Raw genomic sequence first — 25,688 nt, forward strand, 5'->3', positions numbered from 1 at the left:
AAAAGCTTCCTCCACCTGCCTATAGGGAGCACACCGGACGACAGGTGACAGTAGCCGCTGACGGCGGGCGCCCCGTCGGCAGGGTCGGCCTCAGCGGGCCAGCCGGCCGGACGTGCTGAAGCGGGCCGCGCGACGCCGCAGATGGCGGTGACCGGCCTCGGCGCGCGGGCCGACCTCACGGGGCCGGGTCCGGTAGAAGAGGCGCTTGCCCACCTCCACCAGGGCGAGATAGCAGAGCACCATCCCGGCCAGCGCGGCGAAGTAGCCGAGGGGGAGCCGCTGGAAACCCAGGGTGGGCGCGAGCGGGGTGACCGGCAGCAGGGCACCCACCACGACCACCGACAGCGTGGTCAGCACCAGCGGCAGACTCGCCCGGCTGCGCCAGAACGGGCTGCGCCGGGTCCGGATCGCGAAGATGACCAGCGTCTGGGTGGCGAGGGACTCCACGAACCAGCCGGTGCGGAACTGCGCGGGCCCGGCGTGGAAGACCCACAGCATCACGCCGAAGGTGGCGAAGTCGAACAGCGAGCTGATCGGGCCGAAGCACAGCATGAACCGGCGGATGAAGGAGATGTCCCAGTGCGCCGGGCGGCGTACCTGCTCCTCGTCCACCTCGTCGGTGGGAATGGCCAGCTGGCTGGTGTCGTACAACAGGTTGTTCAGCAGGATCTGCGAGGGCAGCATCGGCAGGAAGCTCAGGAACAGCGAGGCGCCGGCGGCGCTGAACATGTTGCCGAAGTTGCTGGACGTCCCCATCAGCACGTACTTGATCGTGTTCGCGAAGATGCGCCGCCCCTCGGCGACCCCGTCCGCGAGCACCCCGAGGCTCTTCTCCAGCAGGATGATGTCCGCCGCGTCCTTGGCGACATCGGTGGCCGAGTCCACCGAGATGCCCACATCGGCCGCGTGCAGGGCGAGCGCGTCGTTGACGCCGTCACCCAGGAAGGCGACATCGCCGCCGGTGCCCCGCTGCAGGCGGACGATCCGCGCCTTCTGCTCGGGACTCACCCGCGCGAACACCGTCGTGCGCGCGATCGCCGCGGTCAGCCCGACGTCGTCCAGACCGTCCAGCTCCGCTCCGGTGAGGGCCGTGACCTCGCCGAGCCCCAGATCGCGGCACACCTTCACCGCCACCGCGGCGTTGTCCCCGGTCACGATCTTCACGTCGATCCCGAGCCCGGCCAGCCGCTCCAGCGCCGCCGCCGCGTCCGGCTTCGGCGGGTCGAGGAAGACCAGCAGCCCGGCGAGGCACAGCCCCCGTTCGTCGTCGGCGGTGGGCGCCGCGGCGGCCGGCAGCGGGCGGGTGGCGACGGCCACCACCCGGTTGCCCGCCGCGAACTCCGCGTCGAGCCGCCGCCGCGCCTCCCGCGGAACCCGCGTACAGCGCTCCAGTACGGCCTCCGGGGCGCCTTTCGTCACCAGCAGCGCGGCGCCCGAGGCGTCGGTGACGGTCACGGAGACCAGCCGCCGCTCGTGGTCGAACGGCAGCAGTCCCGCCTTGGCGCACCCGGCCACGGCGGCGCGCTGGGCGTCGGCCGCCGGGGAGTTCCACAGCGCGGCGTCCAGGGGGTTGCCGCCCACCGCCCGTCCCTGGTCGAACTCCGTCTCCGTGCACAGCAGTCCCCACCGCAGCACCTCCTGCGCGCCGGCGTCGCCCAATGGCACCGACCGCATGAACTCGATGCGGCCGAGGGTCAGGGTGCCGGTCTTGTCGGTGAACAGGACGTCCACGTCCCCGAGATCCTCGATACACACCAGCCGCTTGACCAGCACCTTCAACCGGCTCAGCCGCCGTGAGCCGGCCGCGAGACTGGTGGAGACCACCGCCGGAAGCAGCTGTGGGGTGATGCCGACCGCGATCGCCAGGGAGAACAGCAGCGCGTCGATGAGCGGCTTGTGCAGCACCACGTTGATCACGAAGATCGTCGTGGTGAGCACTCCGGCGACGTACACCAGCAGCATGGAGAACCGCCGCAGCCCCACCTGGAACTCGGTCTCCAGCTGGTGCTCCCCTAGCCCGGCCGCGATCGCACCGAACTCGGTACGCGGCCCGGTCGCGACCACCACCCCGCGCCCGCTGCCCGCGTGCACCACGCTGCCCATCAGCGCGCACCCGGTCAGCTCCGCCAGCGCGGCCCCGGCGGGCACGGTCGCCGTGTCCTTGGCGACCGGCAGGGACTCACCGGTCAGCGCCGACTCGTCGCAGCTCAGCTCGGTCACCGACAGCAGCCGCAGATCCGCGGGCACCACATCGCCGAGCCGCAGGTCCACCACGTCCCCCGGGACCAGCCGGGTGACGTCGACCTCCAGAGGCCGGCCGTCGCGCAGCACCAGCACCTGGTGCCGGATGCGGGCGTGCAGCGACTCGGCGGTCCGCTCCGCCCGGTACTCGTTGGCGAAACCGAGGCCGACCGAGAGCGCCACGATCACCGCGATGATCACGGCGTCGCTGCGTTCGCCCACGAAGTACGACACGACGGCGGCGGCCAGCAGCAGACCGAGCAGCGGGGAGCGCACCTGGTGCCAGAGGACCAGCGGACCACGTGCCCGGTGCGAGCGGACCGCGTTCGGCCCCCAGCGCTCCAGCCGCCGGGCCGCCTCCTGCTCGGCCAGCCCGGTCGGTGCCACCTCCAGCTCGCGCAGCACGTCCTCACGGGGCCGTGCGGCGGCCGCGCCGATCCCGCTCGCGGCACCGGGCCCGGCCCCCACGGCCGTGGTCACCATGACCGGCCGCCGAAGCCGGCGCTGCTGGGGTGATGCATGGCGAGAACGCTCCTGCCCGACCGGACGCCCGGCCTTCCGGCCGCTCGGTCACCAGTCTCCGCGTCCGCCCCGCGGTCGCCACGGGGCCGTTCGGTCCAACTCCGGGCGACTCGACGCCCCGCCGCCGGGCCGGGCTGCGGCAGGATGGGGCGGTGCCGACCAACTCGAGCAAAGCGGACCGGATAGAACTGACCGAGGGTGAACTGCGGGAGATCACGGGCTACGCGGCCGACTGCGCCGACCGGGTCCTGCACCTGTTCGAACAGAGCCTTCCCGACGACACGCGGCCCCGCGAGGCCGTCGAGGGGGCCCGCGCCTTCGCGGGCGGCGGCCGCCGCACCCAGGCGCTGCGGCTGAGCGGCTTCGCGGCGTTCCGCGCGGCACGCGAGCCCGCCTCACCGGCCGCCGCCGACGCCGCCCGCGCGGCGAGCCACGCGGCGGGCGCCGCCTTCCTCCACCCCCTCGCCGACGCCTATCAGGTCAGACACATCCTCGGCGCGGCGGCCCACGCCGCCCGCGCGATGGAACTGGCGGCGGCCGAGGACCCGGCCGTCGCGGCCGACGCCCTCGCCTGGGCGCACGAACACGCCCCGGCCGCCGTCGGCACCGTCCTCGGCCGCCTGCCCGCGGCTCCCGCCGGGGGCGGCCGCGTGGGCGAGTACCTGCGCGGCCTGGACGCCGCGCTGCGCGCCTGAGCGGGGCCCGGCGGCGAGCACCGCGCCGGCCTCGCGGCCCGGCGCGGGCGGGCGTCCCGGGGCGGGCCCGGAGCCGGTCACCCGGCCCGACAGGGCGCGTCCCGCCGCTCAGCCCGCCTCGCGGTGCAGCACTCGGCGTGCCGCCTCGGCCTCGGCCGCCGGCGGGGACAGTTCGTCCAGGGTGTCGAGTTCGTCGTCGGACTCCAGTTCCCGCTCCCAGGCCGCGGCCAGCTGCTCCTGTTCGGCGCGTGGCTTCGCGCCGATGGCCTCCCGCTGCCCGGGGTCCAGAGCCGCCATGAATCGTCCGATCGCGTCCGTCGGCATGCCGTGCTCCTTGTCGCGCAGAACTGCCGGTCTCAGCCCAGCATGGCCAATGGTCCGGGCGCCCGCCTCTCGGCGGCCGGTCAGGCGGTCAGCTCCGTGCGCGCCGGCGCCGAGGTGGCGAGCTCGTGCCGGATGAACCACTCCGTGCCCATCAGCCGCTTCCGCTCGGACGCCGTGAGACGGGCGATCAGACCCGGTACGGCCCCGCGCTCCACCTCGGAGCGGTGCGCCAGCACGGCGGCGATCTTCCGCTCCAGCCAGGGGCCGGCGTCGACCGTCGCCGTGACCTGCTCGTCCGGCACGCTGTACGCCGTCTTGCGCTCCCCGACCACCTCCCGCAGCGCCGGCACGGCCGAGTGCGGATGGGTCGCCAGGTACAGGGCGCGCGGCTGCCAGGACGGGCCGGCGTCCGGATGGAACCCCGCCAGCCCGGCGGCCTGGGCGGCGAGCACCGTCACCCGGTGGGTGTGCACATGATCCGGGTGCCCCGTCACCCCGCCGTACGCGTCGTGCGTGACGACGATCTCCGGGCGGAACGCGCGGATGTGCGCCACCAGCCGCCGTACCGCCTCGTCCAGCGGCGCGTCGCACAGCCGCGCGCGGCCCGGCGCCGACCCCGGCACCCGCGCGTCGGCGTACCCCAGCAACCGGGGCTCCCCGGCGCCGAGGATGCGCAACGCCTCGGCCAGTTCCCCGGCTCGCCCGGTGCCCGCGGCCCATGTCGACGTGACGACCCCGGTACGGGCGCCCGCGGCCGCGTGCCGGGCCAGCACCCCGCCCGCCGACAGGGACTCGTCGTCCGGGTGGGCGAACACCGCGAGCAGACTCGGCAAGGACACGGGCGGACCGCCTTCGGCACGGGGACCTGGAGGACGGCTCACAACGGTCGCGCGTACGCCGTCCGTCCGCCACCATACGGACGGCTCACGGTCAGGTCGCTCACCTCGAACGACATCTCGTCCGTCCCCGGCTCCGGCTGCGGGTGGTAGCGCCCGGCGCACACCGAGAGGCCGACGATGAGATGGGCCCGCCAGGCCTGCCCCACGCCCCGGTGGTCCGCGAAGACCGAGGCGCCGTTCAGCGACCAGATCACACAGCGCGGCCCGAACTCGGTCCGCAGAGCCACCCAGGCGCCGGGGCGGACCGCCTCGTCGTGGAGGTAGCAACTGGCGCTGCGTACACGGTTGGTGAACTCCAGATGGTCGGGGTTGTCCACGTGGTACTCGAACACGTCCACCCCCTGGCCGCCGTCCCGCCAGGTCCTGATCGCCGGCCAGGCGCCGGTCTCCCGGGGCAGCCGCACCCGTGCCTCCAGCACATCGCCCGGCCGCACGGTGAACCCCTCCCGGCTGCCCTCCGTCGTCAGCAGCCCGGTGTCCCAGCGGCCGTCCGCCCGGCGGGTGGCCCGGAAGACCCCCGAACGGCAGTGGCCCGGATCGGCCGCCAGCCGGTCCAGCCGGTCCTCGTCCGGATGGGCCGGGCCGCCGCCCGGGAACGCCCGCGAACGGCCCGCGACCCACTGGGCCGTGGAGGTGAAGTCCGCCGTGAACACCACGTCGGTCGCGGCCGGGAAACGCGGGGCGCCGGACAGCGGGTCGCCCCGCGGCGGTTCGTCCATGTTCATCTCCATGACCGATGTCTCACCGCCCGCGGGCCGGTCATGCGCCCGGACCACGACTCCTGGCCGGATACACCCATCCGGGTGAGCGGCCGGTGTGCCCGCCGCGGACACCGGCCCCCTGGTGGGCCGCGTGACGGACGTGGTGCCGGCGGACCCGGACCGTCCGTGCGGCTACTGGCCGGCCACCTCGTCCAGCTCGGCCAGTCCCTCCGGGCGCCGCCCCCGGGGCTGCTGCGGCTCCGGCCGCACCGGCGAGGGCGGGACCGGGCGGTCCTGCGGAGCGTCGACGGCCAGGGTGACCGGATCGCCGTGGTGCAGGACCGTCACGGGGTCGCCCTCCACCAGCCGGTAGCGCACCCGCTGGGGGCCGATGTCCACCTTCAGCCGGCGCCCGCGCACCTGCACCGTGAACACCACCCGGGACAGCGCCTCGGGCAGCCGCGGCGCGAAGCCGAGCACATCGGGCCGCTCGTCCTCGCCGAGGTGCCAGCGCAGGCCCCCGAAACCGCCGACGACGGCGATCCACGTCCCGGCGAGGGAGGCGATGTGCAGCCCGTCACGGGTGTTGTGCTCCAGATCGTCCAGGTCCATCAGGGCGGCTTCGGCGAGATAGGCGTACGCCAGCCTCAGGTGCCCGGTATCGGCGGCGAGCACCGCCTGGCAGCACGCCGACAGGGAGGAGTCGCGCACCGTCAGCGCCTCGTAGTAGGCGAAGTTGCGCGCCTTGTCCTCCTCGGTGAACGCGTACGGGCACTCCAGCATCGCCAGCACCACGTCGGCCTGCTTCACCACCTGCTTGCGGTACAGGTCGAAATAGGGGTAGTTGAGCAGGAGCGGATAGTTCTCGGGAGGGGTGCCCTCGAAGTCCCAGCGCTGGAAGTGCGTGTAGCCGGCGGACTGTTCGTGCACGCCCAGGGCCTCGTTGTACGGGATCGCCATCCGGGCCGCCGCGTCCCGCCAGGTCGCGGCCTCCTCGTCGTCCACGCCGAGTTCGTCGGCCCGGTCCGGGTGGCGGATGGCGACGTCGGCCGCCGCCAGCAGGTTCTGCCGGGCCATCAGGTTGGTGTAGAGGTTGTCCCGGGCGATGGCGCTGTACTCGTCGGGCCCGGTGACCCCGTCGATGTGGAAGACGCCCTCCGGGTCGTGGTGGCCGACGGAGCGCCACAGCCGGGCGGTGTCCACCAGGATGTCGAAGCCCTCCGCGCGCTCGAACTCCTCGTCACCGGTCGCCGCGATGTACCGGACCGTGGCCAGCGCGATGTCGGCGTTGATGTGGAACGCGGCGGTCCCGGCAGGCCAGTAGGCGGAGCACTCGGCGCCGTCGATGGTCCGCCACGGGAACACCGCTCCCTCCAGCCCCAGCTGGCGGGCGCGTTCGCGGGCCGCGGGCAGGGTGCTGTGCCGCCAGCGCAGGGCCGACGCCACGGTCTCGGGCGCGGTGAACGTCAGCACCGGCATCACGTACGACTCGCTGTCCCAGAAGGAGTGCCCGTCGTACCCGGTCCCGGTCAGCCCCTTCGCGGGGATCGCCCGGTTCTCCCCGCGCGCCGCCGCCTGGAGCACATGGAAGAGCGCGAACCGCACCGCCTGCTGGATCTGCGCGTCGCCCTCCACCTCGACGTCCGCGCCCGCCCAGAACGCGTCCAGATAGGCCCGCTGCTCGGCGACCAGACCGTCCCAGCCGGTGCTGACGGCGACCGCCACCGCGCCGTCCACCTGGTCGTGCATGCTCGGCAGCGAACGCTCGCCGGACCAGCCGTAGGCCACGAACTTGACCAGCCGCAGCGGCTGTCCGGGCGTGAGGTCCGCGGTCACCGTCAGCCGGCTGACATCCGGCTCGCACTGCGCCGACCAGCGGGTGTTGTCGGGTCCTTCCACGGTGTGGTCGGCCGCCGCGCCCACCCGCAGCCCGCTGCGGTCGGTGCGGTGCACCAGGCGCAGCCGGGTCTCCTCGGCGTAGTGCTCCTCCGGCGTCAGCGGCGACTCGGTCGCGGCGGCGACCCGGGGATCGCCCTCCACGTGCGGGAGTTGCTCATTGGCGACCAGTTCGGACTGGATGGCGACCGAGGCCGGGCCGTCCTCCGGCTCCACCTCGTAGACGACGGCGGCCACCGCGCGCTGGGTGAAGGACACCAGCCGCCGCGAGGTGATGCGGACCGTGCGGCCGCCGGGCGAGGTCCAGCGGGCGGTGCGGCTGAGCACACCGGTCCGGAAGTCCAGTACCCGCTCGTGGGACAGCAGTCGGCCGTAGCGCAGATCGTACGGGTGGTCGTCCACCAGCAGCCGGATGACCTTGCCGTCGGTGACGTTGATCGCCGTCTGGCCGGACTCGGGATAGCCGTAGCCGGCCTCCGCGTACGGCAGGGGATGCCGCTCGTAGACCCCGTTGAGATAGGCGCCGGGCAGCCCGTGCGGCTCGCCCTCGTCCAGGTTGCCGCGCCAGCCGACATGCCCGTTGGACAGCGCGAACACCGATTCGCTCTGCGCGAGCACATCGAGGTTCAGATCGGTCTCGCGCAGGGACCACGGCTCGACGGTGTAGCTGGGATGTGTGATCACGGCGACTCCAGGAGTTCCGCCAGGTCGCGTACGACGACGTCGGCGCCGTGCGTCCGGAGCTGCTCGGCCTGCCCCACCCGGTCCACCCCCACGACCAGCCCGAACCGTCCCGCCCGCCCGGCCTCGACGCCGGCCAGCGCGTCCTCGAACACGGCCGCCGCGCCGGGCTCCACGGACAGTTCCCGTGCCGCCTCCAGATAGGTGTCCGGAGCGGGCTTGCCGCGCAACCGCCGCTCGCGGGTCACCACCCCGTCGACCCGTTCGTCGAACAGGTCCGCGATACCGGCCGCGGCCAGCACGTCCCGGGCGTTCGCGCTGGACGACACCACCGCGCAGGCCAGACCGGCCGCGCGGACCTCGTGCAGAAAGCGGACCGAACCCTCGTACGGCTCCACGCCGTCCTCCCGGATCCGGCGCAGCACCAGCTCGTTCTTGCGGGCGCCCAGCGCCCGCACCGTCTCGGCGTCCGGCGGATCCTCGGGAGAACCCTCGGGCAACCGCACCCCGCGCGCCGCGAGGAACGTCCGCACCCCGTCCGCCCTGGGCCGCCCGTCCACGTACTCGTCGTAGTCCCGCACCGGGTCGAAGGGCACGAACTCCGTTCCCTCCCGCCGCGCGCGTTCTCGCAGATAGGCGTCGAACATCTCCTTCCAGGCCGCCGCGTGCACCTTGGCGGTCTGGGTGAGCACCCCGTCGAGATCGAACAGACAGGCGCGTACGTGTGCGGGAAGCCGGGGCATGCTCCGAGACTAGGAGCCACCGGTGACCGACGCGTGGGGACGGCGGTCCGGCGCGCCGGAAGGCACCCGCTCGGTGGAGGCGTGCGCCGGGGCGCGTGACAGGATGCGCGGATCATGACTGCTGACTGGTACGTCCTCATCGAGGAAGACATACGGAAGACCAGGCGTGTGCAGGCCGTCGAGTTCAGGCTGCACCACTGGAAGCTGGCGGCCGCGCACCGCGTCACGGGGGACGAGGGGAGGATCGCCGCCGTGGCCGAGGACGCGGCGCTGCACTACATGCCGACCACCCTGACCCGGTACGCCAGACCGGGGGACCGGCCCGCACGGCACGCCTTTCTCGCCCAGGACGGTTCCTGGGTGGTCCTCGTCGGGCTGCGCGGACATCAGTGCCACATACGGGTGAGCACCGCCCGGCTCATGCATGTGCACGAGGAGGAGGAGGTCCCGCCGAAGACTCTCAAGGAGTCGCTCCGCGACGCGTGGCAGGGGCCGCCGGCCCCGGAGCGCCCCTGGTCGCCACCGGCGGCGGAGGACTGAACGCGGACCGTACCGGCGGAGAGGGCAGGATTTGAACCTGCGTGGACCCCTTGGGGATCCGACCTTGAGGCGAGCTCGCTGGTCCCCGATAAGCCACTCCGGGCACCTCTCCTTGTTCCCGGTCCGGGATGGTGCCCCGTTCCGTTCACAAGAAGAGGATGGCAGCGGCCCCTGACGGGCTGCTGACGTGTCCCTGACGCGGCCGCGGACGGCGGGAAACCGGAAGCCCCCGGCCGGCTACCGCGCGACGAGGGCCTTTCCGTACACCGTGGAACTGCGCCGCACCGTCATCCCGATCCGCTCGTACAGCGGCAGCGCCCCCGTGTCCGAATGCGTCCACAGGACGCAACTCCGCTTCCCCTGGCGGTAGAAGGCGCGGAACGCCTCTTGCAGCAGCAGCCGCGCGATACCCCGGTTGCGCTGATCACGGCGGACCGCGACCCGCTCGACGTACCCCTCGCCACCGTCCGGGGCCCCCGGCGCGGGAGCCGCGGCCACCCCGGCGTCCACCTCTCCGTCGGTCCCCGGATCCAGGGCCAGTACCGCACCGACCAGCCGGCCGTCCACGAAGGCGAGCGGTGACGCCGCCGGCGCGAACGTCGCCCGGCCGACCGTGTGCCGCGCCCACTCGGCGTACGGCTTCCGGCGCTGCTGCCACTCGTCGAACGCGTCCTCGGTGAGCCGGTAGGCGGCCTCCTCGTCGCCCGCGCGGAACGCCCGCACCGTGATCCCCGAAGGCGGCTCCGGCACCACCGGTTCGTGCGGCATCGGCATCTCCAGCAGCCACTCGGTGACCATCCTGACGTACCCGCCGGAGCGCAGCAGCGCGGTGGCGGCGAGATCACTGTCGGAGATCGTCTGGGCCAGTCGGTCGCCGCCCAGTTCGCGGGCCCGCGCCTCGGTCCAGGCGAGCAGGGCGGCGCCGAGCCCCCGCCCCCGGTGCCCGGGGTGCACATGGACGGTGGCTCGCCGCCCCCGCACCCATCCCCATGCCGCCGGGTCCCCGGCACGGTCCGTGACCAGCACCGTGTCACACGCCGGCTCGCCCTGGGCCCCGCCGAGGTCGGCCGCGATGCGGTCCGCGCCGGTCGTGACCCGGCCGTGCAGCGCGCACTCGCCCGCGCCGACCAGGCGGTGCACCGCGTCGGTGTCGGTGGTGGTGGCGGGGCGGACTCGATAGCCGGCCGGCCATGTTCCAGCGGAAGGATCAGCCATGGGTGAACCCTGCACCGGCACACCCCACCGGAAACAGGGGGAAGGCCCCCGGCCGGCGGTGACGCCGGTCAGGGGCCCTTTGACGCCCGAACGGTCGGGGTGCGTCAGCCGTCGTTCTCCGACGACGGGAGGTACGCGCCCGGGACGTCGTTTGGCGCGTACAGCTTCTTCTCACCCGGGTACGGCTTGGCCCAGTTGTGGGTCTGGTACCACGTGTAGTGGTTCATCTGGGCCGGGTTGGCGTAGTCGGGCACCGCGTTCGGCCCGGTCAGCCGCTGCTCGGACTTCCACCTGTCCCACTGCGCCGCGAGCGGCTTCTCGGCCGCCGGCACCTTCGAGGCCGGCACCGCGGCGGCCTTCGGGTCCTGCGGCGCCGGGGTGTCCACACCGCAGGACGGCGGGGTGCTCAGGCCGTCGGTCAGCGACGTCCGGTTGGGCAGCGCCGTGAACGGCGTGTAGTCCGGATGACCGGTGAACGCCCTGGTCATCGGCGTGGCCGCGCTGTCCTTCTGGTTCATCGGGTGGATCCCGAGGATCTGCTCGATGGTGCGGATCACCGTGATCTGCGTGTAGTAGTGGCTGTCGACCCCGCCGTGCTGCGACCAGGGGCTGATGATCTGGATCGGGGCACGGTGGCCGTCGACGTGGTCGAGACCCGCCTGGGAGTCGTCCTCGACGACGAAGATCGCCGAGTCCTTCCAGTACTTGCTGTGCGAGATCTGGTCCACGATCCTGCCGGTGGCGAGGTCGTTGTCGGCGACCTGCGCGGCGGCGCTCGCCGGACCACCGGTGTGGTCGCTGGAGAGCCAGAACATGTTCAGGTCCGCCGGACCGTTCTTCTCGAAGTCCTGCTTCCAGATCTGGTACCGGTAGACGTCCGGCACGCTGGTGTCGAACTTCGCGAAGCCGTGCACCGACACGTCGTTGAGCGACGGGATCGGCGAGGACGAGTTCAGGGTGTAGGCGGAGCCCTGCCCCGTCGCCTCCATGTTCTTGGCGTCGCAGTACAGGTTCTGCCAGCTGGAGCCCGGCGGCTTCGTCAGGAACTGCTGGAACTCGCCGAAGTCCCGCACCGACTTGCCCGCCGCCTGCGCACCCGTCCACAGGAACCCGGACCGCTGGTGGCCGAGGGCGTCGTCCTCGGTGTCGTAACTGCGCGCGTACTCACCGGCGGAGGACTCGGTGTACTCCGGATTGTCCGCCTGCATCAGCCAGTTGTGGCCCTCGGCGGAGTTGGTGCCGATGTCGTACAGGTTGTCGTACAGGCCGAACTGCGAGGCCATCGCGTGCTGATTGGGCGTGACGTTCTCGCCGAACTCCGTCAGCGACGGATCGCCGTTGCCCTCGGGCATGTCGCCGAGCACCTGGTCGTAGGTGCGGTTCTCCTTGACGATCAGGAAGACGTGCTTGATCGTCGACGGGTCGCCGAGGCGGGCCGGGACCGGCACCGGCCTGGCCCGGTTCCCGCCCTTGGCGAACCTCACCGACCCGGGGGTCCAGCCGTTCTGCCGGAACACCTTGTACGTTTGGGCCCGGATCACGCTGTCGTCGGGCAGCGTGAAGCGCTGCACGCTCGACGTGGTGTCGTGGGTGCCGTGCCCGGCGCTGGTGGTGGGACGCAGCGCGTCGATACCGCGGGTGTTGGAGACCACCACCTGCTTGCCGACGCCGGCGATCTCCGAGGGGAAGTAGTCCGTCGGCAGCAGACCGATGTAACTCACCGGCTCCAGCGGGCTTTTGTAGCGGTAGACCGCGACCGCGTCGGCCCGGCCGAGCGTCACCAGCAGATGCCCGTCGTCGGTGAGGGTCACCGCGTCGGGCTCGTAGCCCACCGACGCCTCCGGCCACGGCTGGGTGGAGATCGTCTGGACGACCTTGTCGTCGGACGTGTCGATGACCGACACGTCGTTGGTCGCCGTGTCGGTGACGAACAGCGCGCCCTTCTTCGCGTACATGGCGGTCGGGTGCAGTCCGACGTCGATGCTGCTCGCGGCGTCGGCCGGGTGCGCCAGGTCGATGACGCTGACCGTGCCGGTGGTGGTGGCGCCGGTCTTCGGGTCGGCCGGCACCTGGGTGCCGTACGAGTTGATGGTGGTGTCGCCGGCCCTCGCCGGCCGCCCGCCCTCGTTGCTCACGTACAGTTTGTCGCCGACCTGCACCAGGTCGCGCGGGGCGTTGCCGACGGGCCAGCTCTGCTCGATGCTCCCGGTCGCCGTGTCGATGGCGACCACCCGGTTCTGGCCGTTGACCGCCGAGTACACGGTGGAGCCGTCGGCCGAGAACACCGCGGCGCCCACCAGCGCGTGCCGGGTACCCTGCGCCGGGATGCCGATGTAGGCCGGATCGGCGACCGTGCCGTCGGCGTTCACGGTGAAGCGCGTGTAGCCGTTGGTCTGGCCGAGCCACAGCTGCTTGCCGTCGGGGGAGTAGGCGGGGCCCTCCTGGCCGACGTCGTTCCCCTTGATGCGGGGGCTGGACGAGGCGGAGCTGCCGACGACCTGCTGCACCTTCCAGCCGTCCAGGTCCACGACGGCCAGCGCGCTGCCGCCGTCGGCGAGGGAGGCGGCGAGGTGGGTGCCGTCCGGGCTGACCGTGGACGACATGATCTTGCCGTTGTCCAGGACCAGGTGCTTGCCGTACGGCGCGAGGTACTGGTCGCTGGAGACGACCTGGCCCCGGTGGGTGGTCTGTCCCACCTGCTGGGTGCCGAACTGGTGGGTCTGGGCGAAGGCGGCACCGGCGGCGACGAGCGCGAGCGCGGAGGCCCCGGCGGCCATCAGTGGTATCCGGCGGCCGAAGCGTCTGGACACAAAGCCCCGGCGTTCCTTCCGGACACGCCTGCGGCGGCGTGTTACCTGCATGGTTCATCCCTTCGACGTGGGGAGCAGCTCGACGTTGCCGTCGAACTGCCACAGCGGGTTCGGCGCGTCCCCCTCGGGGGTGCGCACCAGGAAGTAGCCGTTCACTTCCTTCGGGCCGTCGCCGTCGGCGACGAACCGCCCGTCCGAAGCGACGTCGAGCTGGTAGACGGCCGTACCCGTGGCCTCGACGCCGGGCAGATGCCAGGACACGACACAGCGCCAGTCGTTGCCCGGCCCCCGGGCGGCGATCCTGTCACTGCCCTTGTCGCACGCCGCCGTGGCCCGCAACCGCGCCTCGGTGACGGCCGGCCGGTGGAGCTGCCGCGTCTGCATCCGGTACAGATGGGCGAAGGCGGTGGCGAGCGAGCGCTGTACCTTTTCCTGCTCGATGCCGGAGCCCGATCCCCCGGTCACCGGTGCGATCACGGCGGCCGACACGGCGAGGAGCCCCACGAGCGGCAGCAGCCCCGCGGTCACCGCGCGGCGGCCCGAGCCGTCGTAGCCCAGGTCGGTGAAGTCGCGCCGCAGGAACAGCGCGTAGGCCAGCGCGGTCGCGGTGAGGGCCCAGGCGAGGCTCACCGCGACGCCGATGAGCAACGGGCCGACCTGCCCGGGGCTGGTGAACAGGCCGTTCCAGGCGATGAAGGCGTAGCCGGGCAGCGCGAGGCGCACCACGAGGGGCAGTGGCAGCATCTGGGCGAGCTGCATCGCGAGCGCCACGACGGCGGGCAGCAGCAGGCCCATGGGGGAGCGGCCCAGCGTCACGGAGCCGAGCAGTCCGATCCCGGCGAGCGCGAGCGTCGGCGCGAGGACGGCGACCCAGGCGAGCAGGGTCTTGAGGGCGGCGTCCGAGGGCGCGAGCAGATGGCCGTCGAGGCCGACCAGCGGCTGGTCGCCGACCGTCAGCAGGCCACCGACCGCGCCGGAGACGGCCAGCCCGGCCACGAGCAGCAGGATGACGGTCAGGCTCGCCAGGGTCTTGGCGACGAAGATCCGGCGGGCCGAGCGGACGGCGACGAGCAGATGGCGCCAGGTGCCCAGCCGGTCCTCGGCGGCGAACACGTCACCGGCGACCAGCGATGTCAGCAGCGGCAGCGCCCAGGTGCCCGCGAAACCGAGCACCACCAGCGGCCCGGCCCAGCCGGTGGCGTGCATCCAACGCCCGAACAGGGTGTCGGAGGGCAGGGTGCTCTGGGCACTCACCCCCGCGACGAACAGCGCCGGCACGATCCAGCAGGCGAGCACCAGCAGCCGGATCCGCCACTGCGCCACCAGCTTGACCAGCTCGAAGCGGTAGGCGCGCGGCACGGAGACCGGACGGGCGGGAGCGGGGCGCCGCGCCGCCAGGGTCGCGGTCATCGGCCTGCCTCCAGCTGTTCCAGCTGTTCCGTCCGCTCCTGCTGTTCCTGCTGTTCCTGCTGTTCGGTGAGCGCGAGGAAGGCCGCCTCCAACGGGGGCACCACGGGAGCCAGTTCGCGTATCGCGATGTCCGACCGCACCACCCGGGAGACGAGTCGATCGAGCGCGGGTACCGACGCCCGTACGACCAGCACCTCGTCGCCGTATCGCGTCCCACCGTCCTCGACGACCCGGACGCCGTCCGCCCCGGCCGCCAGCCGCCGCGCGGCCCCGGGGTCGGAGGTGATCAACCGGTACTCCAACTCGCGTTTCTGGGAGGAAAGTTCGGCGATCGGGCCGGAGAAGACGACCCGTCCGGTGGTGAGGATGGTGACCTCGGAGCACAGCGCCTCGACGTCGTCCATCCGGTGGCTGGACAGCACCACGCCCGTGCCGTCCGCCGCCAGGCGCTTCAGGACGCGGTGCACATGCCGCTTGCCCGAGGGGTCGAGGCCGTTGGAGGGCTCGTCCAGGACGAGCAGCCGGGGCCGGGTGAGCAGGGCGGCGGCGAGTCCGAGCCGCTGCCGCATACCGAGCGAGAATCCGCGCACCCGGTCGTCGGCGACATCGCGCAGACCGACCTCGGCGAGCACCTCCCCGACCCCCGCCGTGGTCGCGTCGCGCCCGCGCAGCGAGAGCAGCGCGGCCAGGTTCTGCCGCGCGGTCAACGACGGGTACAGGCCGGGTCCGTCGACAAATCCGGCCACTCCCTCAACGGCCGAAAGGGCGCGCCCGACCGGGACGCCGAGGATCTCCAGAGTGCCCCCGTCGGCCGCGGCGAGTCCCAGCAGCAGGCCGAGCAAGGTCGTCTTCCCGGCCCCGTTCGGCCCGACCAGGCCGTGGATCCGGCCCCGGGTCACGTCCAGGTCGACACCGTCGAGCGCGACCACATCACCGAAGCACTTCGTGATCCCGCGCGCCAGCACCGCGAGACTTGCGTCCATGAACTCCTCCTCCAAGACCGCAAGGACCGTAGGCGTGTGCCGAAGAACCCTGGCAGGGAGGTGAGTTGAACGTTCCGGGAACGAGGGGCAACAGATGTCCGGCACATCGCGCGCCCCCTTCCCCCGGCCCGCTCCGGACCGCGTGGCACCCCCCGCCCCCACCCGCGCGTGCGCGTCCGGCACCCCCCGTGCCCCACGGGCGGGGCGCCGCAGCGATCACCCTAGAGCGCGTTCCGCCCGGCCGGGGGGCCGTGCCGCGATCCCCGGCCAGCCGCGCACGCGGTCCGGGCGCACAGTCTGGCCGGGTAACCTGCTCCCCCCACCGCGCCGACTGCCGTATTGCCGAAGCGTGACCGGACACTGGCGTGCGGGTGGCGTCGGCCAGGCCCTACACTCACTTGGTAGCCGCAAGCAACGGAATGTGAGTGATGATCGGCACGGGGAGCCGCAGAGGCCATGAGGGCGCCGTACGGACGGACGCCGTACACACGGACGCCGTACGGGCGGACGGCGCGCGCACGGACGACGCGCCCTCCGCCGGGACGGCGTGCACCGCGGACGCGGTGAGCGCCGGGGCCGCCGCGCTCGCGGAGACCGTGAGCGCCGAGGCCGCCGCGTCGGGCCTGGGCGCGGAGATGGTCCGCCTCATGCGGCTCTTCGCCGCCTGGACCCAGCGCGCCGGCTTCGAGTGCGGGGCCGCGGACCGCGTGCTGCTCGCCCGGCTGGTGACCTGCGGCCGGTGCCGCGCGACCGACCTGGCGGCGGACGTCTTCCTCGACCTGTCGACGGTCAGCAGGCAGGTGCGCTCGCTGGTGGACCGGGGGCTGGTGGAACGCCACCCGGACCCGGAGGACCGGCGCGGCTCGCTGCTCGGCGCGACCGAGGCCGGCCGGGCCGCCTACCGGAGCGCCGTACGCCGCCGGGAGGCGGAACTGACCCGGCTCCTCGAACCGTGGCCGGCCGAGGACCGCGCCCATCTCACCCGTCTGCTGAAGCGCCTCAACGACGACCTGGTGGACAGCACGTACACGAGCCTCGGGACCGGGCAGCATCCGGTGGGCGAGGCGAGGCAAGGAGATCTGCACGCATGACCATGTCCGCGTCCCCGGCCCGTGGGGGAACACCAGCGATATCCGAGCCGCCACCACCGGCCGGCCGGCTGACGCACCGCCAGATCATGACGATCCTCAGCGGTCTCATGCTGGGCATGTTCCTCGCCGCCCTCGACCAGACCATCGTCAGCACCTCGATCCGCACCATCGCGGACGACCTGCACGGACTCAGCGCCCAGGCGTGGGTCACCACCGCCTACCTGATCACCTCGACGATCAGCACCCCGCTGTACGGAAAGCTCTCCGACCTCTACGGTCGCAAGCCCTTCTTCCTCGCGGCCATCACCATCTTCATCGCCGGCTCGGCGGCCTGTTCCTTCGCCACCTCGATGAACGAGCTGTCCGCCTTCCGCGCCTTCCAGGGCATCGGCGCCGGCGGTCTGATGTCGCTGGCGCTGGCGATCATCGGTGACATCGTGCCGCCGCGCGAGCGCGCCCGGTACCAGGGCTACATGCTCGCCATGTTCGGCTCCTCCAGCGTCCTCGGCCCGCTGATCGGCGGCTTCCTGGCCGGTCGCAGCAGCATCCTGGCCATCGCGGGCTGGCGCTGGGTGTTCCTCGTCAACGTCCCGGTCGGCATCGTCGCGCTCTTCGTCGTCGCCAAGGTGCTGAACCTTCCGCACACCCGGCGCGAGCACCGCATCGACTGGTGGGGCGCGATCACCATCGCCATCGGCGTGGTGCCGCTGCTGCTGGTGGCCGAGCAGGGCCAGTCCTGGGGCTGGACCTCCACCGACGCGTACCTCTGCTACGCCATCGGCGTGGTGGGGCTGATCGCCTGGGTGTTCGTCGAGCGGGCCATGGGCGACGAGGCGCTGATCCCGATGCGCCTGTTCCGCAGCTCCGTGTTCAGCAAGATGAGCCTGCTGTCCGTGCTGATCGGCATGGGCATGTTCGGCGGGATGATGATGGTCCCGCTGTACCTCCAGATCGTGAAGGGCGTCAGCCCCACCAAGTCGGGTCTGCTGATGCTGCCGCTGATGCTGGGCATGATCGCCGGCACCATGGTGGTCGGCCGCATCATCTCCAAGACCGGCAAGTACAAGATCTTCCCGATCGTCGGCACGGTCCTGCTGATCGCCGCCATGCTGCTGTTCCACTACCGGGTCCAGTGGGACAGCCCGCTGCCGGAGACCATGGCCTACATGGCGCTGTTCGGCCTCGGCCTCAGCGGCTGCATGCAGATCCTGACCCTTGCCGTGCAGAACTCCGTCGAGCCCAAGGACATGGGCGTCGCCACCGCGTCGGCCACCTTCTTCCGGCAGATGGGCGGTACCGCCGGTACGGCGATCTTCCTCTCCGTGCTGTTCAGCACCGTCGGCGACAAGATCAGCTCCGCCTTCCGGTCGGCCGCCCGGACCCCCGCGTTCCAGGCCGCCCTGCACGACCCGGCCGTGCGCGCCGACCCGGCGAACGCGCCCGTGCTGCACATGCTCAAGCACCCCGCGCCGGGCGGTGGCGGCTCTGGCGTGCTGGACGACTCCTCGTTCATCCAGCAGCTCGACCCGCGGCTGGCCCAGCCCTTCAAGGAGGGCTTCACCGACGCCATGCACGTGGTGTTCCTGTGCGCCGCGGCCATCATGGTCCTCGGCTTCCTGGTCGCGGTGTGGACCAAGGAGGTGCCGCTGCGCAAGGTCTCCGGCCTGGAGGCACGGGCCGCCGAGGCGAACGGCGCGCAGGCCGAGGCCGCCGATGTGAAGGACGCGCAGGTGAACGCCGTGGCGGCCGACAGCGGCCAGGCGCCCGCCGTCCCGCTCGCCGAGGAGGCCCCGGCGGCCGTCGAAGCCGTGCCCGCCGCCGGGCGGATCGTCAGCGGCCGGGTCCTGGACGGCGCGGACGGCCCGGTGCCGCAGGCGGCCGTCACCCTGATCGACGTCCGTGGCCGGCAGCTCGACCGCGCGGTCAGCGGCGAGGACGGCGGCTACACGGTGTCGGTGCCCGGCGCCGGCACCTATGTGCTGATCGGCGCCGCCGGTGCCCGTCAGCCGCAGGCCGTCACCGTGCTGGTCGGCGACGAGCCGGTGGTCTGCGACCTCGTCCTCGGCGGCAGCAGCGCCGCGCTCGCCGGATCCGTCCGGGACGCGGCCATGGGGAACCCGCTGCCGGGCGCCCTGCTGGTCGCGACCGACCTGCGTGGTGAGGTCGTGACCTCGGCGACCTCCGCAGCCGACGGCGGCTTCTCGCTGGTGGACCTGGTCCCGGGCAGCTACACCCTCGCCGTGAACGCGCCGGGCTACCGTCCGGCCGCCTTCCCCGTCGAGGTCATCCCGGGTGCGGCCGAGCCCTGCGAGATCCGTCTCGAAGCCGGTGCCCGACTGCACGGTGTCATCAGCGCCGCCACCGGCGGGCCGCTCGGCGACGCCAAGGTGACGCTGCTGGACGCGGCCGGCAACGTGCTCGGCACCGCGACCACCGGCCCCGACGGCGCGTACGGGTTCAGCGACCTCGACCTCGGCGAGTACACCGTCATCGCCAGCGGGTACGCCCCGGTCGCCACCTCCGTCCGCGTGGACGCCGGCGGCACCACGGACTTCGACCTCGAACTGTCCCACGAGGACACCGCCGGGTAACGCCGCCCCGGGGTATCGGTCAGGGCCCGCGATCCATCGGATCGCGGGCCCTGACGCCATGTGCGGGTCCCTCGTACGGGCCGCCCCCGGTCGGCGCCTGCCGTGAGAGCGCCCGCCGTCCGCTCAGTCCGCGTCGTCCGGCGGCAGGCTCGGTACATCGGCCCGGAAGAGGCTGATCAGCAGTCCGTACGGCGCCCCGTGCGCGGGGTCCGCCGGATGCGGACCGGCGGCCGTCGCGCGCAGCCGCTCCTCCAGGGCGTGCGCCTCGGCGTCGCTGAGCCAGAGATGGCGCAGCATGGTGTCCGACGCCTGCCCCGGCTCGCTCGGCACCATCTCGTCGAGCGCGGCCCTGATCAGGAACTCCGCCCCGCCGGTACCCTCCGGACGCATCGTGAAGGTGCGGCTGACCAGCGCGAAGTACTGCTCGGTGCCGCCGCGCACCTGACGGGTCCCGGCGAGCAGCACCAGTCCGGCCTCGCGCAGCACCCGCACGTGGTAGCCGATGGTGCCCTTGCTCGCCCCCAGCGCGCCGGCGAGCTGCCGCAGCGTGGCGGGGCGCTGGCGCAGCAGGTTGACCAGGCGATGCCGTACCGGGTGCCCGAGGGCCTTGAACTGCTCGGCCGAGTGCAGCACCAGGTGGCCCTGCTCGTCGTAGATGTTCTCGTGGGTGCCGCCGGGTGGCTGGTCCGCTGCCATGGGGGAAAGTGTCCAGGAAATTAAATACTTTTGACAACTCCGCCGTGGTGACCGCAGAATCCGGCATCAGGAAGCGGCGAGAAAACTCGCCGCTTAGCCGGATCGACGGACACTCAACAAGGAGTTCGATGCCCCTCTCCACAGCCCGTGTCGCCACCCCCCGCTCCGCCCGCTACATCAAGCAGCTCGTCTCCCACATGGGCCACAAGGCCGCCACCGCCCTCACCCCCGACGGCCGCGGCACCATCACGGTGACCGCCGGCACCTGCACCCTCACGCCCGCCCCGGACCGGCTGGAGCTGACCGCCACCGCCGCCGACGAGGAGCGACTGGCCCGGGTCCAGGACGTGATCGCCCGCCATCTGGTGCGCTTCGCCACCCAGGAGCAGCTCGCCGTCGAGTGGACGGCCCCACTGCACGGCGGCGACCTGGACCCCACCCATCCCGTCGTCGACGAATACCTGCTGGCCCATCACACCCCGGCCGACGACGTCCTCGGGGAGCTGGCCGCCGCCACCCGCGAGGCCGCCGGCGACGCCGCGCACATGCAGGTCTCGGCCGACGAGGGCGCCCTGCTCACCATGCTGACCCGGCTGACGAACGCCCGCTTCGCCGTCGAGGTCGGCGTCTTCACCGGCTACTCGACCCTGTGCGTCGCCCGTGGCCTGGCCGCCGGCGGACGGCTGCTGGCCTGCGACGTCAGCGAGGAGTGGGCCGCGATCGGGCGGCCGTACTGGGAACGCGCGGGCGTCGCCGACCGGATCGACCTGCGCATCGCCCCGGCGCTGGAGACGCTGCGCGCGCTGGCTCCCGAACCGGCCGTCGACATCGCCTTCATCGACGCGGACAAGGAGAACTACCCGTTCTACTACGAGGAACTGGTGACCCGGCTGCGTCCCGGCGGCCTGGTGGTGCTGGACAACGTCTTCCTCGGCGGGCGGGTCCTCGATCCGGCGTACCGGGAGGAGCGCCATGTGACGATGCGGCGGCTGAACGACCTGATCGCCGCGGACGAGCGGGTGGATTCCGTGATGTTGCCGGTGCGGGACGGGGTGACGGTCGCGCGGCGACGATGAGGTGGGCGACCGTCACCCCGCTCCCCGGTTGGCCGGTGCCGCGGTCACCGGCTCGTGTGGGCGGTGATCCAGTCGGCCAGGGCCTGATCGCGGGCGGGGGCCTGTCGGCCGGCGTCGGTCCGTCCGCCGGCGGGGGTCCCCGTGGTGGTGGCGGGCGGCAGGTCCCGGGCGCGGGAGAGCGGGGTGGAGGAGAGCTGGAGGTGGGTGGGGCAGCCGTAGGGGCCCTCGTCGGCGGACGGACCGAGGATCAGGGCGTGGGTGAGGGTGCGCCAGACGCGGTGCGTCAGCGCGGGACCGGGACCCGTGGTGTGCGCGGAGACGAGGCTCCGCTCCGGGGCGCGTCGAGCACCTCGGTGACCGCACCCGCGGCCTCCGCGAGGACGGCCTCGCGGTCCCGGTCGGTGGCGGGCCGCAGGCCGCGCCGGCCGGACAGCCGCTCCCACCCCTCCATGTAGCCGTTCAGCCAGGTGCCGTCGGCCATCGACTCGTCTTCCGGGTCCACGGGATACATCCCCCCGAAGACGAGGAAGGCGCGCGCCCTCAGCTCACCGAACGGGCTGAAGGCGTCGCTGCACGGCACATGACCGTGCCCGGTGCGGAACGAGTCGCGGACCAGGTCCTCCCACCACCAGTCGCGCCGGCGCAGCTCCGCCTCGACGGCGGCTTCGTCGTCCTCGTCCACGGGCGGCACGTACGGCAGGGCCACCAGCTCCGCGACGGCCTCGGCGGTCAACGGCCGGTGGGTGAGGGCAGGTACGGGTATCGGCATGGTGATCACCGCAGGCCGCCTGGAAGACGGGGCCGCAGCCGCCGCCGGCCGCGCCGCGCGGGAACGGCCGCCGGCGTTCGCGGCCGGATCGCGGGCGGACGGATCAGTGCGCCGCTTGACTTGGAGAGCACTCCAATTCGTAGCGTGCCCGGCATGAGTACTGCACAGCACAAGATCGGGTCCGGATTCGGCGCCACCAGCACCGCGGACGAGGTTCTGGAGGGCATCGACCTCGGCGGCAGGCTGGCCATGGTCACCGGGGGCTACTCGGGGATCGGGCTGGAGACGACGCGCTCGCTGGTCAAGGCCGGTGCGCGGGTCGTCGTACCGGCGCGCCGGCCGCGGACCGCGGAACAGGCGCTGGCCGGGCTGCCCGGGGTCGAGGTGGACGAGCTGGACCTCGGGGACCTGGAGAGCGTGCGCGGATTCGCGGAGCGGTTCCTCGGCACCGGGCGCGGCCTGGACATCGTGATCGACAGCGCCGGGATCATGGCCTGTCCGGAGACACGGGTGGGCGACGGCTGGGAGGCGCAGTTCGCCACCAACCACCTCGGCCACTTCGCCCTCGTCAACCGGCTGTGGCCCGCGATCGCGCCGGGCGGCGCCCGGGTCGTCTCCGTGTCCTCGCGGGGCCACCACGCCGCCGGTATCCGCTGGGACGACGTCCACTGGCGGCGGGGCTACGACAAGTGGGAGGCGTACGGCCAGGCCAAGACCGCCAATGTCCTGTTCGCCGTGCACCTCGACAAGCTCGGCCGGGACACCGGGGTCCGCGCCTTCGCCCTGCATCCCGGCGGCATCCTCACGCCGCTCCAACGGCACCTGGCCCGGGAGGAGATGGTCGAGCGCGGCTGGATCGACGAGCACGGCAACCTGCTCCACCCCGAGGCGTTCAAGACCCCGCAGCAGGGCGCGGCCACCCAGGTCTGGGCGGCGGCCTCCCCGCAGCTCGACGGTCTCGGCGGCCTCTACCTGGAGGACTGCGACATCGCCGAGCCCGCCTCGGGCACCGACGACCGCCAGGGTGTCAAGGACTGGGCCATCGATCCGGAGCAGGCGGCCCGGCTGTGGACGCTGTCGGCCGAGCTGACCGGGGTGGACGCGTTCGCGTCCTGACCGCCGCTCGCCGCCCCGCGGGGTCCGCGGGGCGGCGAGTCCCGCCGTCGACGCCCGGAACCGGGCAACCGTTCGGGGCGGCGGTCCGTGGCGCCTACGTCGCCCGCCGTCCCGCGATCCGTCTTCTCTCGACTACCACCGGTACCAGCGCCCCCGGCGGCCGCCGTTCCCGGCGGGCCGGACGACGAAGCCCAGCAGCCACAGCACGAGCACGATCACCGCGATCCACCACAGCGCCTTCAGCGCGAAGCCCGCGCCGAAGAGGATCAGGGCCAGAAGAAGAACCAGAATCAAAGGAACCATCGTTATCAACCTCCTGGCCACCGAATGCCCTTGCTTCGTGCCCACAAGCGCACAAAAGGCCGGTTACTTCCACGGGACACAGGGAAGAGGAACGCGTTCGGACGGTGTCTCTCCGTCCGGTCTCCTCTTCGCCGCCCCGGCGCGGGTGCCGGCCGCCTCGCCTTCCCCGCCGGTCAACCGCGCGAGGCCGCCTCGCCGGCCCGGCAGGCGGCCCGGTCCGTGGCGGGGTCGATGCGCCGCGGTGCCCTTGAGCCGATGAGGTCAGAACGGGATGGGGAGGAACAGCAGGAAGCCGTGGGTGGTGGCGGCGGTGTAGCAGGTGGTGCCGGGGAAGGTGGCGGTGTAGAAGGGGGTGGCGATGGCGAAGACCGGGACGACGGCGTCGTGGATGGTGGCGGTGCCGTTGGCGTCGGTGACGGCGGTGCCGAGATTGACCGGGCCGAAGAGGGTGATGGCGGTGAAGGTCACCGGCTGACCGGCCACCGGCATCCCCGAGGTGGTCGTCAGTGTGGCGCTCAGGGTGGGGATGTAGTACTCGGGCAGCGGGGTCAGCCGGAGCCGGATCGTGCCCGGCGCCGCGGTCAGCGTCGTGTGGTCGGGGTTCACGGTGACGGGGGCGCTTGCGCCGGAGCCGGTGAAGCAGGTGTCACCGCTGTAGACGGCGGTGAGGGTGCCGGTGGTCAAGGCGGTGGTGGTGAAGCAGGCATGCCCCGTCGCGCCGACGGGGACCGTCTGCGTCTGGCTGTCGGGGAGGGTGAAGGTGACCGTGCCGGCCGGCACTGCGGCGGTGGCCGTTGCCGGGTTGGGGGTGGCGCACACGGTCACGCTCTGCCCGCAGGTCGAGGGGTTCGGCGTCACCGACAGGGTCAGCGTGGTGGGATCGGGGTTCACGGTGACGGGGGTGGGGTTGCCGTTCACGGTCGCGGTGAACGTACCGGCGGTGTAGGTGTGGGTGGTCTGCCCGCTTCCGGCGGCGTCCAGGGCGACGGTGACCGTGGGGCTGCCGTCCCCGAAGTCCACCACCGCTGTCCCGGTCGGAGTCCCCCCGGAAATACTGAACGTCACCGGTTGCCCGCACACCGGCGACGTCGGCGAGGTCGTCACCGTCAACGGCGAAATCTCCGTCACGTTGAGCGAGTTGGCGTTGGTGACGTAGACGTTGCCGTTCGCCGCCGCCGCCACCGAGAACGGGAACGCGCCGACGGGCACGGTGGCCAGGACGGTGTTCGTGGCGCTGTTGATCACCGTCACGTTGTTCGCGTTGGAGTTGCCGGCGTAGACGTTGCCGTTCGGCGCCACCGCCACCCCGAACGGGCCTCCGCCGGTGGGCACGGTGACCAGGACGGTGTTCGTGGTGCTGTCGATCACCGTCACGTTGTTCGAAACGGTGTTGGTGACGTAGACGTTGCCGTTCGGCGCCACCGCGAACACCCCCGGGACCGTGCCGGCGGGGACGGTGGTCAGGACGGTGTTCGTGGTGCTGTCGATCACCGTCACGTTGTCGGAGGTCTGGTTGGCGATGTAGACGTTGCCGTTGGGCGCCACCGCCGCCGCGCCCGGGAACCCGCCGGTGGGGAGGGTGGTCAGGACGGTGTTCGTGGTGCTGTCGATCACCGTCACGGTGTTGGCGTTCCGGTTGGCGACGTAGACCCTGCCGTTGGGCGCCACCGCCACGGCGTCCGGGACCGTGCCGGCGGGGACGGTGGTCAGGACGGTGTTCGTGGTGCTGTCGATCACCGTCACGTTGTTCGAGGTGGAGTTGGCGACGTAGACGTTGCCGTTCGGCGCGACCGCCAGGGCGAACGGGCCCCCGCCGGTGGGCACGGTGGTCAGGACGGTGTTCGTGGTGCTGTCGATCACCGTCACGTTGCTGGAGCCCTGGTTGGTGACGTACACGTTGCCGTTCGGCGCCACCGCCACCATGGCGGGGCTCGCGCCGGCGGGGAGGGTGGTCAGGACGGTGTTCGTGGTGCTGTCGATCACCGTCACGTTGTTCGAGTTGCTGTTGCCGACGTAGACGTTGCCGTTCGGCGCCACTGTCACCGCCAGCGGGGTCGTGCCCGCCGGGATGGTCACTGTGGAGAACGCCGCACTCAACAGCGAGGCCGCGAGCCCCCGCACAGCGGGCACATCGGGTCCACCCGTCGGCGCGCCCGGCCGAACCCCGCGGGCCACCGCCGGAGCCCCCACCCAACTGACACTCGGATCCATGACGAACCCCTCTCAGATGAGAGAGCCGCCCAAGGACACCCACCCGGGCCCGCGTCGCACGGCGACGGCATGCGCGAACCGGATCCGCCGCTTGCACGACGGAACGGAGACGCGACATACCGGCACTTACCACACACCTGCGCACCACAGGGGGAAATATGGGCAACTCACCGAA

Annotated in this window: 20 protein-coding genes; 6 read left to right on the top strand and 14 right to left on the bottom strand. The window is 72.5% G+C overall.

Going from position 1 to position 25,688, the window contains the following annotated elements:
- Positions 1-90 precede the first annotated feature (90 nt).
- The gene (mgtA, locus tag VT52_RS06260) at positions 91-2,724 is read right to left on the bottom strand and encodes a magnesium-translocating P-type ATPase (protein ID WP_046423819.1); all 2,634 of its coding nucleotides are present in this window, start codon (positions 2,722-2,724) and stop codon (positions 91-93) included.
- A 191-nt stretch (positions 2,725-2,915) separates the two neighbouring features.
- Here mgtA and VT52_RS06265 point away from each other — a divergent pair, with 191 nt between their 5' ends.
- A complete protein-coding gene (locus tag VT52_RS06265) occupies positions 2,916-3,458 on the top strand; it encodes a putative immunity protein (RefSeq protein WP_046423822.1) in 543 nt (180 codons plus the stop codon).
- Between the two features lie 108 nt (positions 3,459-3,566).
- On the opposite strand, the gene VT52_RS06270 is transcribed toward VT52_RS06265, so the two are convergent.
- The 5 genes from VT52_RS06270 to VT52_RS06290 form a co-directional block, all read right to left on the bottom strand.
- Complete coding sequence (locus VT52_RS06270; protein ID WP_046423824.1) at positions 3,567-3,782, bottom strand: hypothetical protein; 216 nt, start codon at positions 3,780-3,782, stop codon at positions 3,567-3,569.
- A gap of 80 nt (positions 3,783-3,862) precedes the next feature.
- Positions 3,863-4,621: a PIG-L deacetylase family protein gene (locus tag VT52_RS06275; RefSeq protein ID WP_046423827.1), complete on the bottom strand. Its 759-nt coding sequence runs from the start codon at positions 4,619-4,621 to the stop codon at positions 3,863-3,865.
- Between the two features lie 38 nt (positions 4,622-4,659).
- Positions 4,660-5,400, bottom strand: a complete 741-nt coding sequence (locus VT52_RS06280) for a LamG domain-containing protein (RefSeq protein ID WP_046423856.1) — start codon at positions 5,398-5,400, stop codon at positions 4,660-4,662.
- A gap of 174 nt (positions 5,401-5,574) precedes the next feature.
- Positions 5,575-7,962: a glycoside hydrolase family 65 protein gene (locus tag VT52_RS06285; protein WP_046423829.1), complete on the bottom strand. Its 2,388-nt coding sequence runs from the start codon at positions 7,960-7,962 to the stop codon at positions 5,575-5,577.
- A complete protein-coding gene (locus VT52_RS06290; RefSeq protein WP_046423831.1) occupies positions 7,959-8,702 on the bottom strand; it encodes an HAD family hydrolase in 744 nt (247 codons plus the stop codon). The genes VT52_RS06285 and VT52_RS06290 overlap by 4 nt, the downstream gene beginning before the upstream one ends.
- A 114-nt stretch (positions 8,703-8,816) precedes the next feature.
- On the opposite strand from VT52_RS06290, the gene VT52_RS06295 reads away from it, so the two are divergent.
- Positions 8,817-9,242: a hypothetical protein gene (locus VT52_RS06295; protein ID WP_046423834.1), complete on the top strand. Its 426-nt coding sequence runs from the start codon at positions 8,817-8,819 to the stop codon at positions 9,240-9,242.
- A 237-nt stretch (positions 9,243-9,479) separates the two neighbouring features.
- Here VT52_RS06295 and VT52_RS06300 read toward each other — a convergent pair whose 3' ends face one another.
- The 4 genes from VT52_RS06300 to VT52_RS06315 all read right to left on the bottom strand — a co-directional run bounded on the left by VT52_RS06300 (position 9,480) and on the right by VT52_RS06315 (position 15,660).
- Positions 9,480-10,457 carry a GNAT family N-acetyltransferase gene (locus tag VT52_RS06300; RefSeq protein ID WP_046423835.1) on the bottom strand — a complete coding sequence of 326 codons (978 nt, stop codon included), beginning with the start codon at positions 10,455-10,457 and terminating at the stop codon, positions 9,480-9,482.
- A gap of 104 nt (positions 10,458-10,561) precedes the next feature.
- The gene (locus VT52_RS06305) at positions 10,562-13,318 is read right to left on the bottom strand and encodes a bifunctional YncE family protein/alkaline phosphatase family protein (RefSeq protein ID WP_046423837.1); all 2,757 of its coding nucleotides are present in this window, start codon (positions 13,316-13,318) and stop codon (positions 10,562-10,564) included.
- A 3-nt stretch (positions 13,319-13,321) separates the two neighbouring features.
- Positions 13,322-14,677, bottom strand: a complete 1,356-nt coding sequence (locus tag VT52_RS06310; protein WP_046423839.1) for an ABC transporter permease — start codon at positions 14,675-14,677, stop codon at positions 13,322-13,324.
- Positions 14,674-15,660: an ABC transporter ATP-binding protein gene (locus VT52_RS06315; protein ID WP_046423842.1), complete on the bottom strand. Its 987-nt coding sequence runs from the start codon at positions 15,658-15,660 to the stop codon at positions 14,674-14,676. Before VT52_RS06315 ends, VT52_RS06310 begins: the two co-directional genes overlap by 4 nt.
- A 428-nt stretch (positions 15,661-16,088) precedes the next feature.
- Here VT52_RS06315 and VT52_RS06320 point away from each other — a divergent pair, with 428 nt between their 5' ends.
- Both VT52_RS06320 and VT52_RS06325 read left to right on the top strand, forming a co-directional pair.
- The gene (locus tag VT52_RS06320; RefSeq protein WP_107481253.1) at positions 16,089-16,751 is read left to right on the top strand and encodes a MarR family winged helix-turn-helix transcriptional regulator; all 663 of its coding nucleotides are present in this window, start codon (positions 16,089-16,091) and stop codon (positions 16,749-16,751) included.
- Entirely contained in the window at positions 16,748-19,342 is a 2,595-nt protein-coding gene (locus VT52_RS06325) for an MFS transporter (RefSeq protein WP_046423843.1), read from the top strand. Before VT52_RS06320 ends, VT52_RS06325 begins: the two co-directional genes overlap by 4 nt.
- A 123-nt stretch (positions 19,343-19,465) precedes the next feature.
- Here VT52_RS06325 and VT52_RS06330 read toward each other — a convergent pair whose 3' ends face one another.
- A complete protein-coding gene (locus tag VT52_RS06330) occupies positions 19,466-20,038 on the bottom strand; it encodes an ArsR/SmtB family transcription factor (protein WP_053055577.1) in 573 nt (190 codons plus the stop codon).
- A gap of 128 nt (positions 20,039-20,166) precedes the next feature.
- Between VT52_RS06330 and VT52_RS06335 the strand changes: the two genes are divergently transcribed.
- Positions 20,167-21,114, top strand: a complete 948-nt coding sequence (locus VT52_RS06335; RefSeq protein WP_079174867.1) for a DUF2218 domain-containing protein — start codon at positions 20,167-20,169, stop codon at positions 21,112-21,114.
- Between the two features lie 283 nt (positions 21,115-21,397).
- Here VT52_RS06335 and VT52_RS06340 read toward each other — a convergent pair whose 3' ends face one another.
- The gene (locus VT52_RS06340) at positions 21,398-21,883 is read right to left on the bottom strand and encodes a hypothetical protein (protein ID WP_143070839.1); all 486 of its coding nucleotides are present in this window, start codon (positions 21,881-21,883) and stop codon (positions 21,398-21,400) included.
- A 153-nt stretch (positions 21,884-22,036) separates the two neighbouring features.
- Between VT52_RS06340 and VT52_RS06345 the strand changes: the two genes are divergently transcribed.
- Positions 22,037-22,999, top strand: a complete 963-nt coding sequence (locus VT52_RS06345; RefSeq protein WP_046423845.1) for an SDR family NAD(P)-dependent oxidoreductase — start codon at positions 22,037-22,039, stop codon at positions 22,997-22,999.
- A 132-nt stretch (positions 23,000-23,131) separates the two neighbouring features.
- Here the strand turns inward: VT52_RS06345 and VT52_RS06350 are convergent, their stop codons facing one another.
- The gene (locus VT52_RS06350) at positions 23,132-23,302 is read right to left on the bottom strand and encodes a DUF5670 family protein (RefSeq protein WP_046423847.1); all 171 of its coding nucleotides are present in this window, start codon (positions 23,300-23,302) and stop codon (positions 23,132-23,134) included.
- Positions 23,303-23,563: 261 nt separating this feature from the next.
- Positions 23,564-25,432 carry a virginiamycin B lyase family protein gene (locus VT52_RS06355; protein ID WP_046423849.1) on the bottom strand — a complete coding sequence of 623 codons (1,869 nt, stop codon included), beginning with the start codon at positions 25,430-25,432 and terminating at the stop codon, positions 23,564-23,566.
- Between the last annotated feature and the right edge of the window lie 256 nt (positions 25,433-25,688).

Source organism: Streptomyces malaysiense, from assembly GCF_000980885.2.
GTDB lineage: Bacteria > Actinomycetota > Actinomycetes > Streptomycetales > Streptomycetaceae > Streptomyces > Streptomyces malaysiense.

Excerpts from the sequence above, each read along its gene's own strand:
- VT52_RS06310 (WP_046423839.1), bottom strand. The coding sequence starts at position 14,677 with ATGACCGCGACCCTGGCGGCGCGGCGCCCCGCTCCCGCCCGTCCGGTC.
- VT52_RS06300 (WP_046423835.1), bottom strand. The coding sequence starts at position 10,457 with ATGGCTGATCCTTCCGCTGGAACATGGCCGGCCGGCTATCGAGTCCGC.
- VT52_RS06305 (WP_046423837.1), bottom strand. The coding sequence starts at position 13,318 with ATGCAGGTAACACGCCGCCGCAGGCGTGTCCGGAAGGAACGCCGGGGC.
- VT52_RS06290 (WP_046423831.1), bottom strand. The coding sequence starts at position 8,702 with ATGCCCCGGCTTCCCGCACACGTACGCGCCTGTCTGTTCGATCTCGAC.
- mgtA (WP_046423819.1), bottom strand. The coding sequence starts at position 2,724 with ATGGTGACCACGGCCGTGGGGGCCGGGCCCGGTGCCGCGAGCGGGATC.
- VT52_RS06340 (WP_143070839.1), bottom strand. The coding sequence starts at position 21,883 with ATGCCGATACCCGTACCTGCCCTCACCCACCGGCCGTTGACCGCCGAG.
- VT52_RS06335 (WP_079174867.1), top strand. The coding sequence starts at position 20,167 with ATGCCCCTCTCCACAGCCCGTGTCGCCACCCCCCGCTCCGCCCGCTAC.
- VT52_RS06325 (WP_046423843.1), top strand. The coding sequence starts at position 16,748 with ATGACCATGTCCGCGTCCCCGGCCCGTGGGGGAACACCAGCGATATCC.
- VT52_RS06280 (WP_046423856.1), bottom strand. The coding sequence starts at position 5,400 with ATGGACGAACCGCCGCGGGGCGACCCGCTGTCCGGCGCCCCGCGTTTC.
- VT52_RS06295 (WP_046423834.1), top strand. The coding sequence starts at position 8,817 with ATGACTGCTGACTGGTACGTCCTCATCGAGGAAGACATACGGAAGACC.
- VT52_RS06320 (WP_107481253.1), top strand. The coding sequence starts at position 16,089 with ATGATCGGCACGGGGAGCCGCAGAGGCCATGAGGGCGCCGTACGGACG.
- VT52_RS06330 (WP_053055577.1), bottom strand. The coding sequence starts at position 20,038 with ATGGCAGCGGACCAGCCACCCGGCGGCACCCACGAGAACATCTACGAC.
- VT52_RS06350 (WP_046423847.1), bottom strand. The coding sequence starts at position 23,302 with ATGGTTCCTTTGATTCTGGTTCTTCTTCTGGCCCTGATCCTCTTCGGC.
- VT52_RS06345 (WP_046423845.1), top strand. The coding sequence starts at position 22,037 with ATGAGTACTGCACAGCACAAGATCGGGTCCGGATTCGGCGCCACCAGC.
- VT52_RS06315 (WP_046423842.1), bottom strand. The coding sequence starts at position 15,660 with ATGGACGCAAGTCTCGCGGTGCTGGCGCGCGGGATCACGAAGTGCTTC.
- VT52_RS06270 (WP_046423824.1), bottom strand. The coding sequence starts at position 3,782 with ATGCCGACGGACGCGATCGGACGATTCATGGCGGCTCTGGACCCCGGG.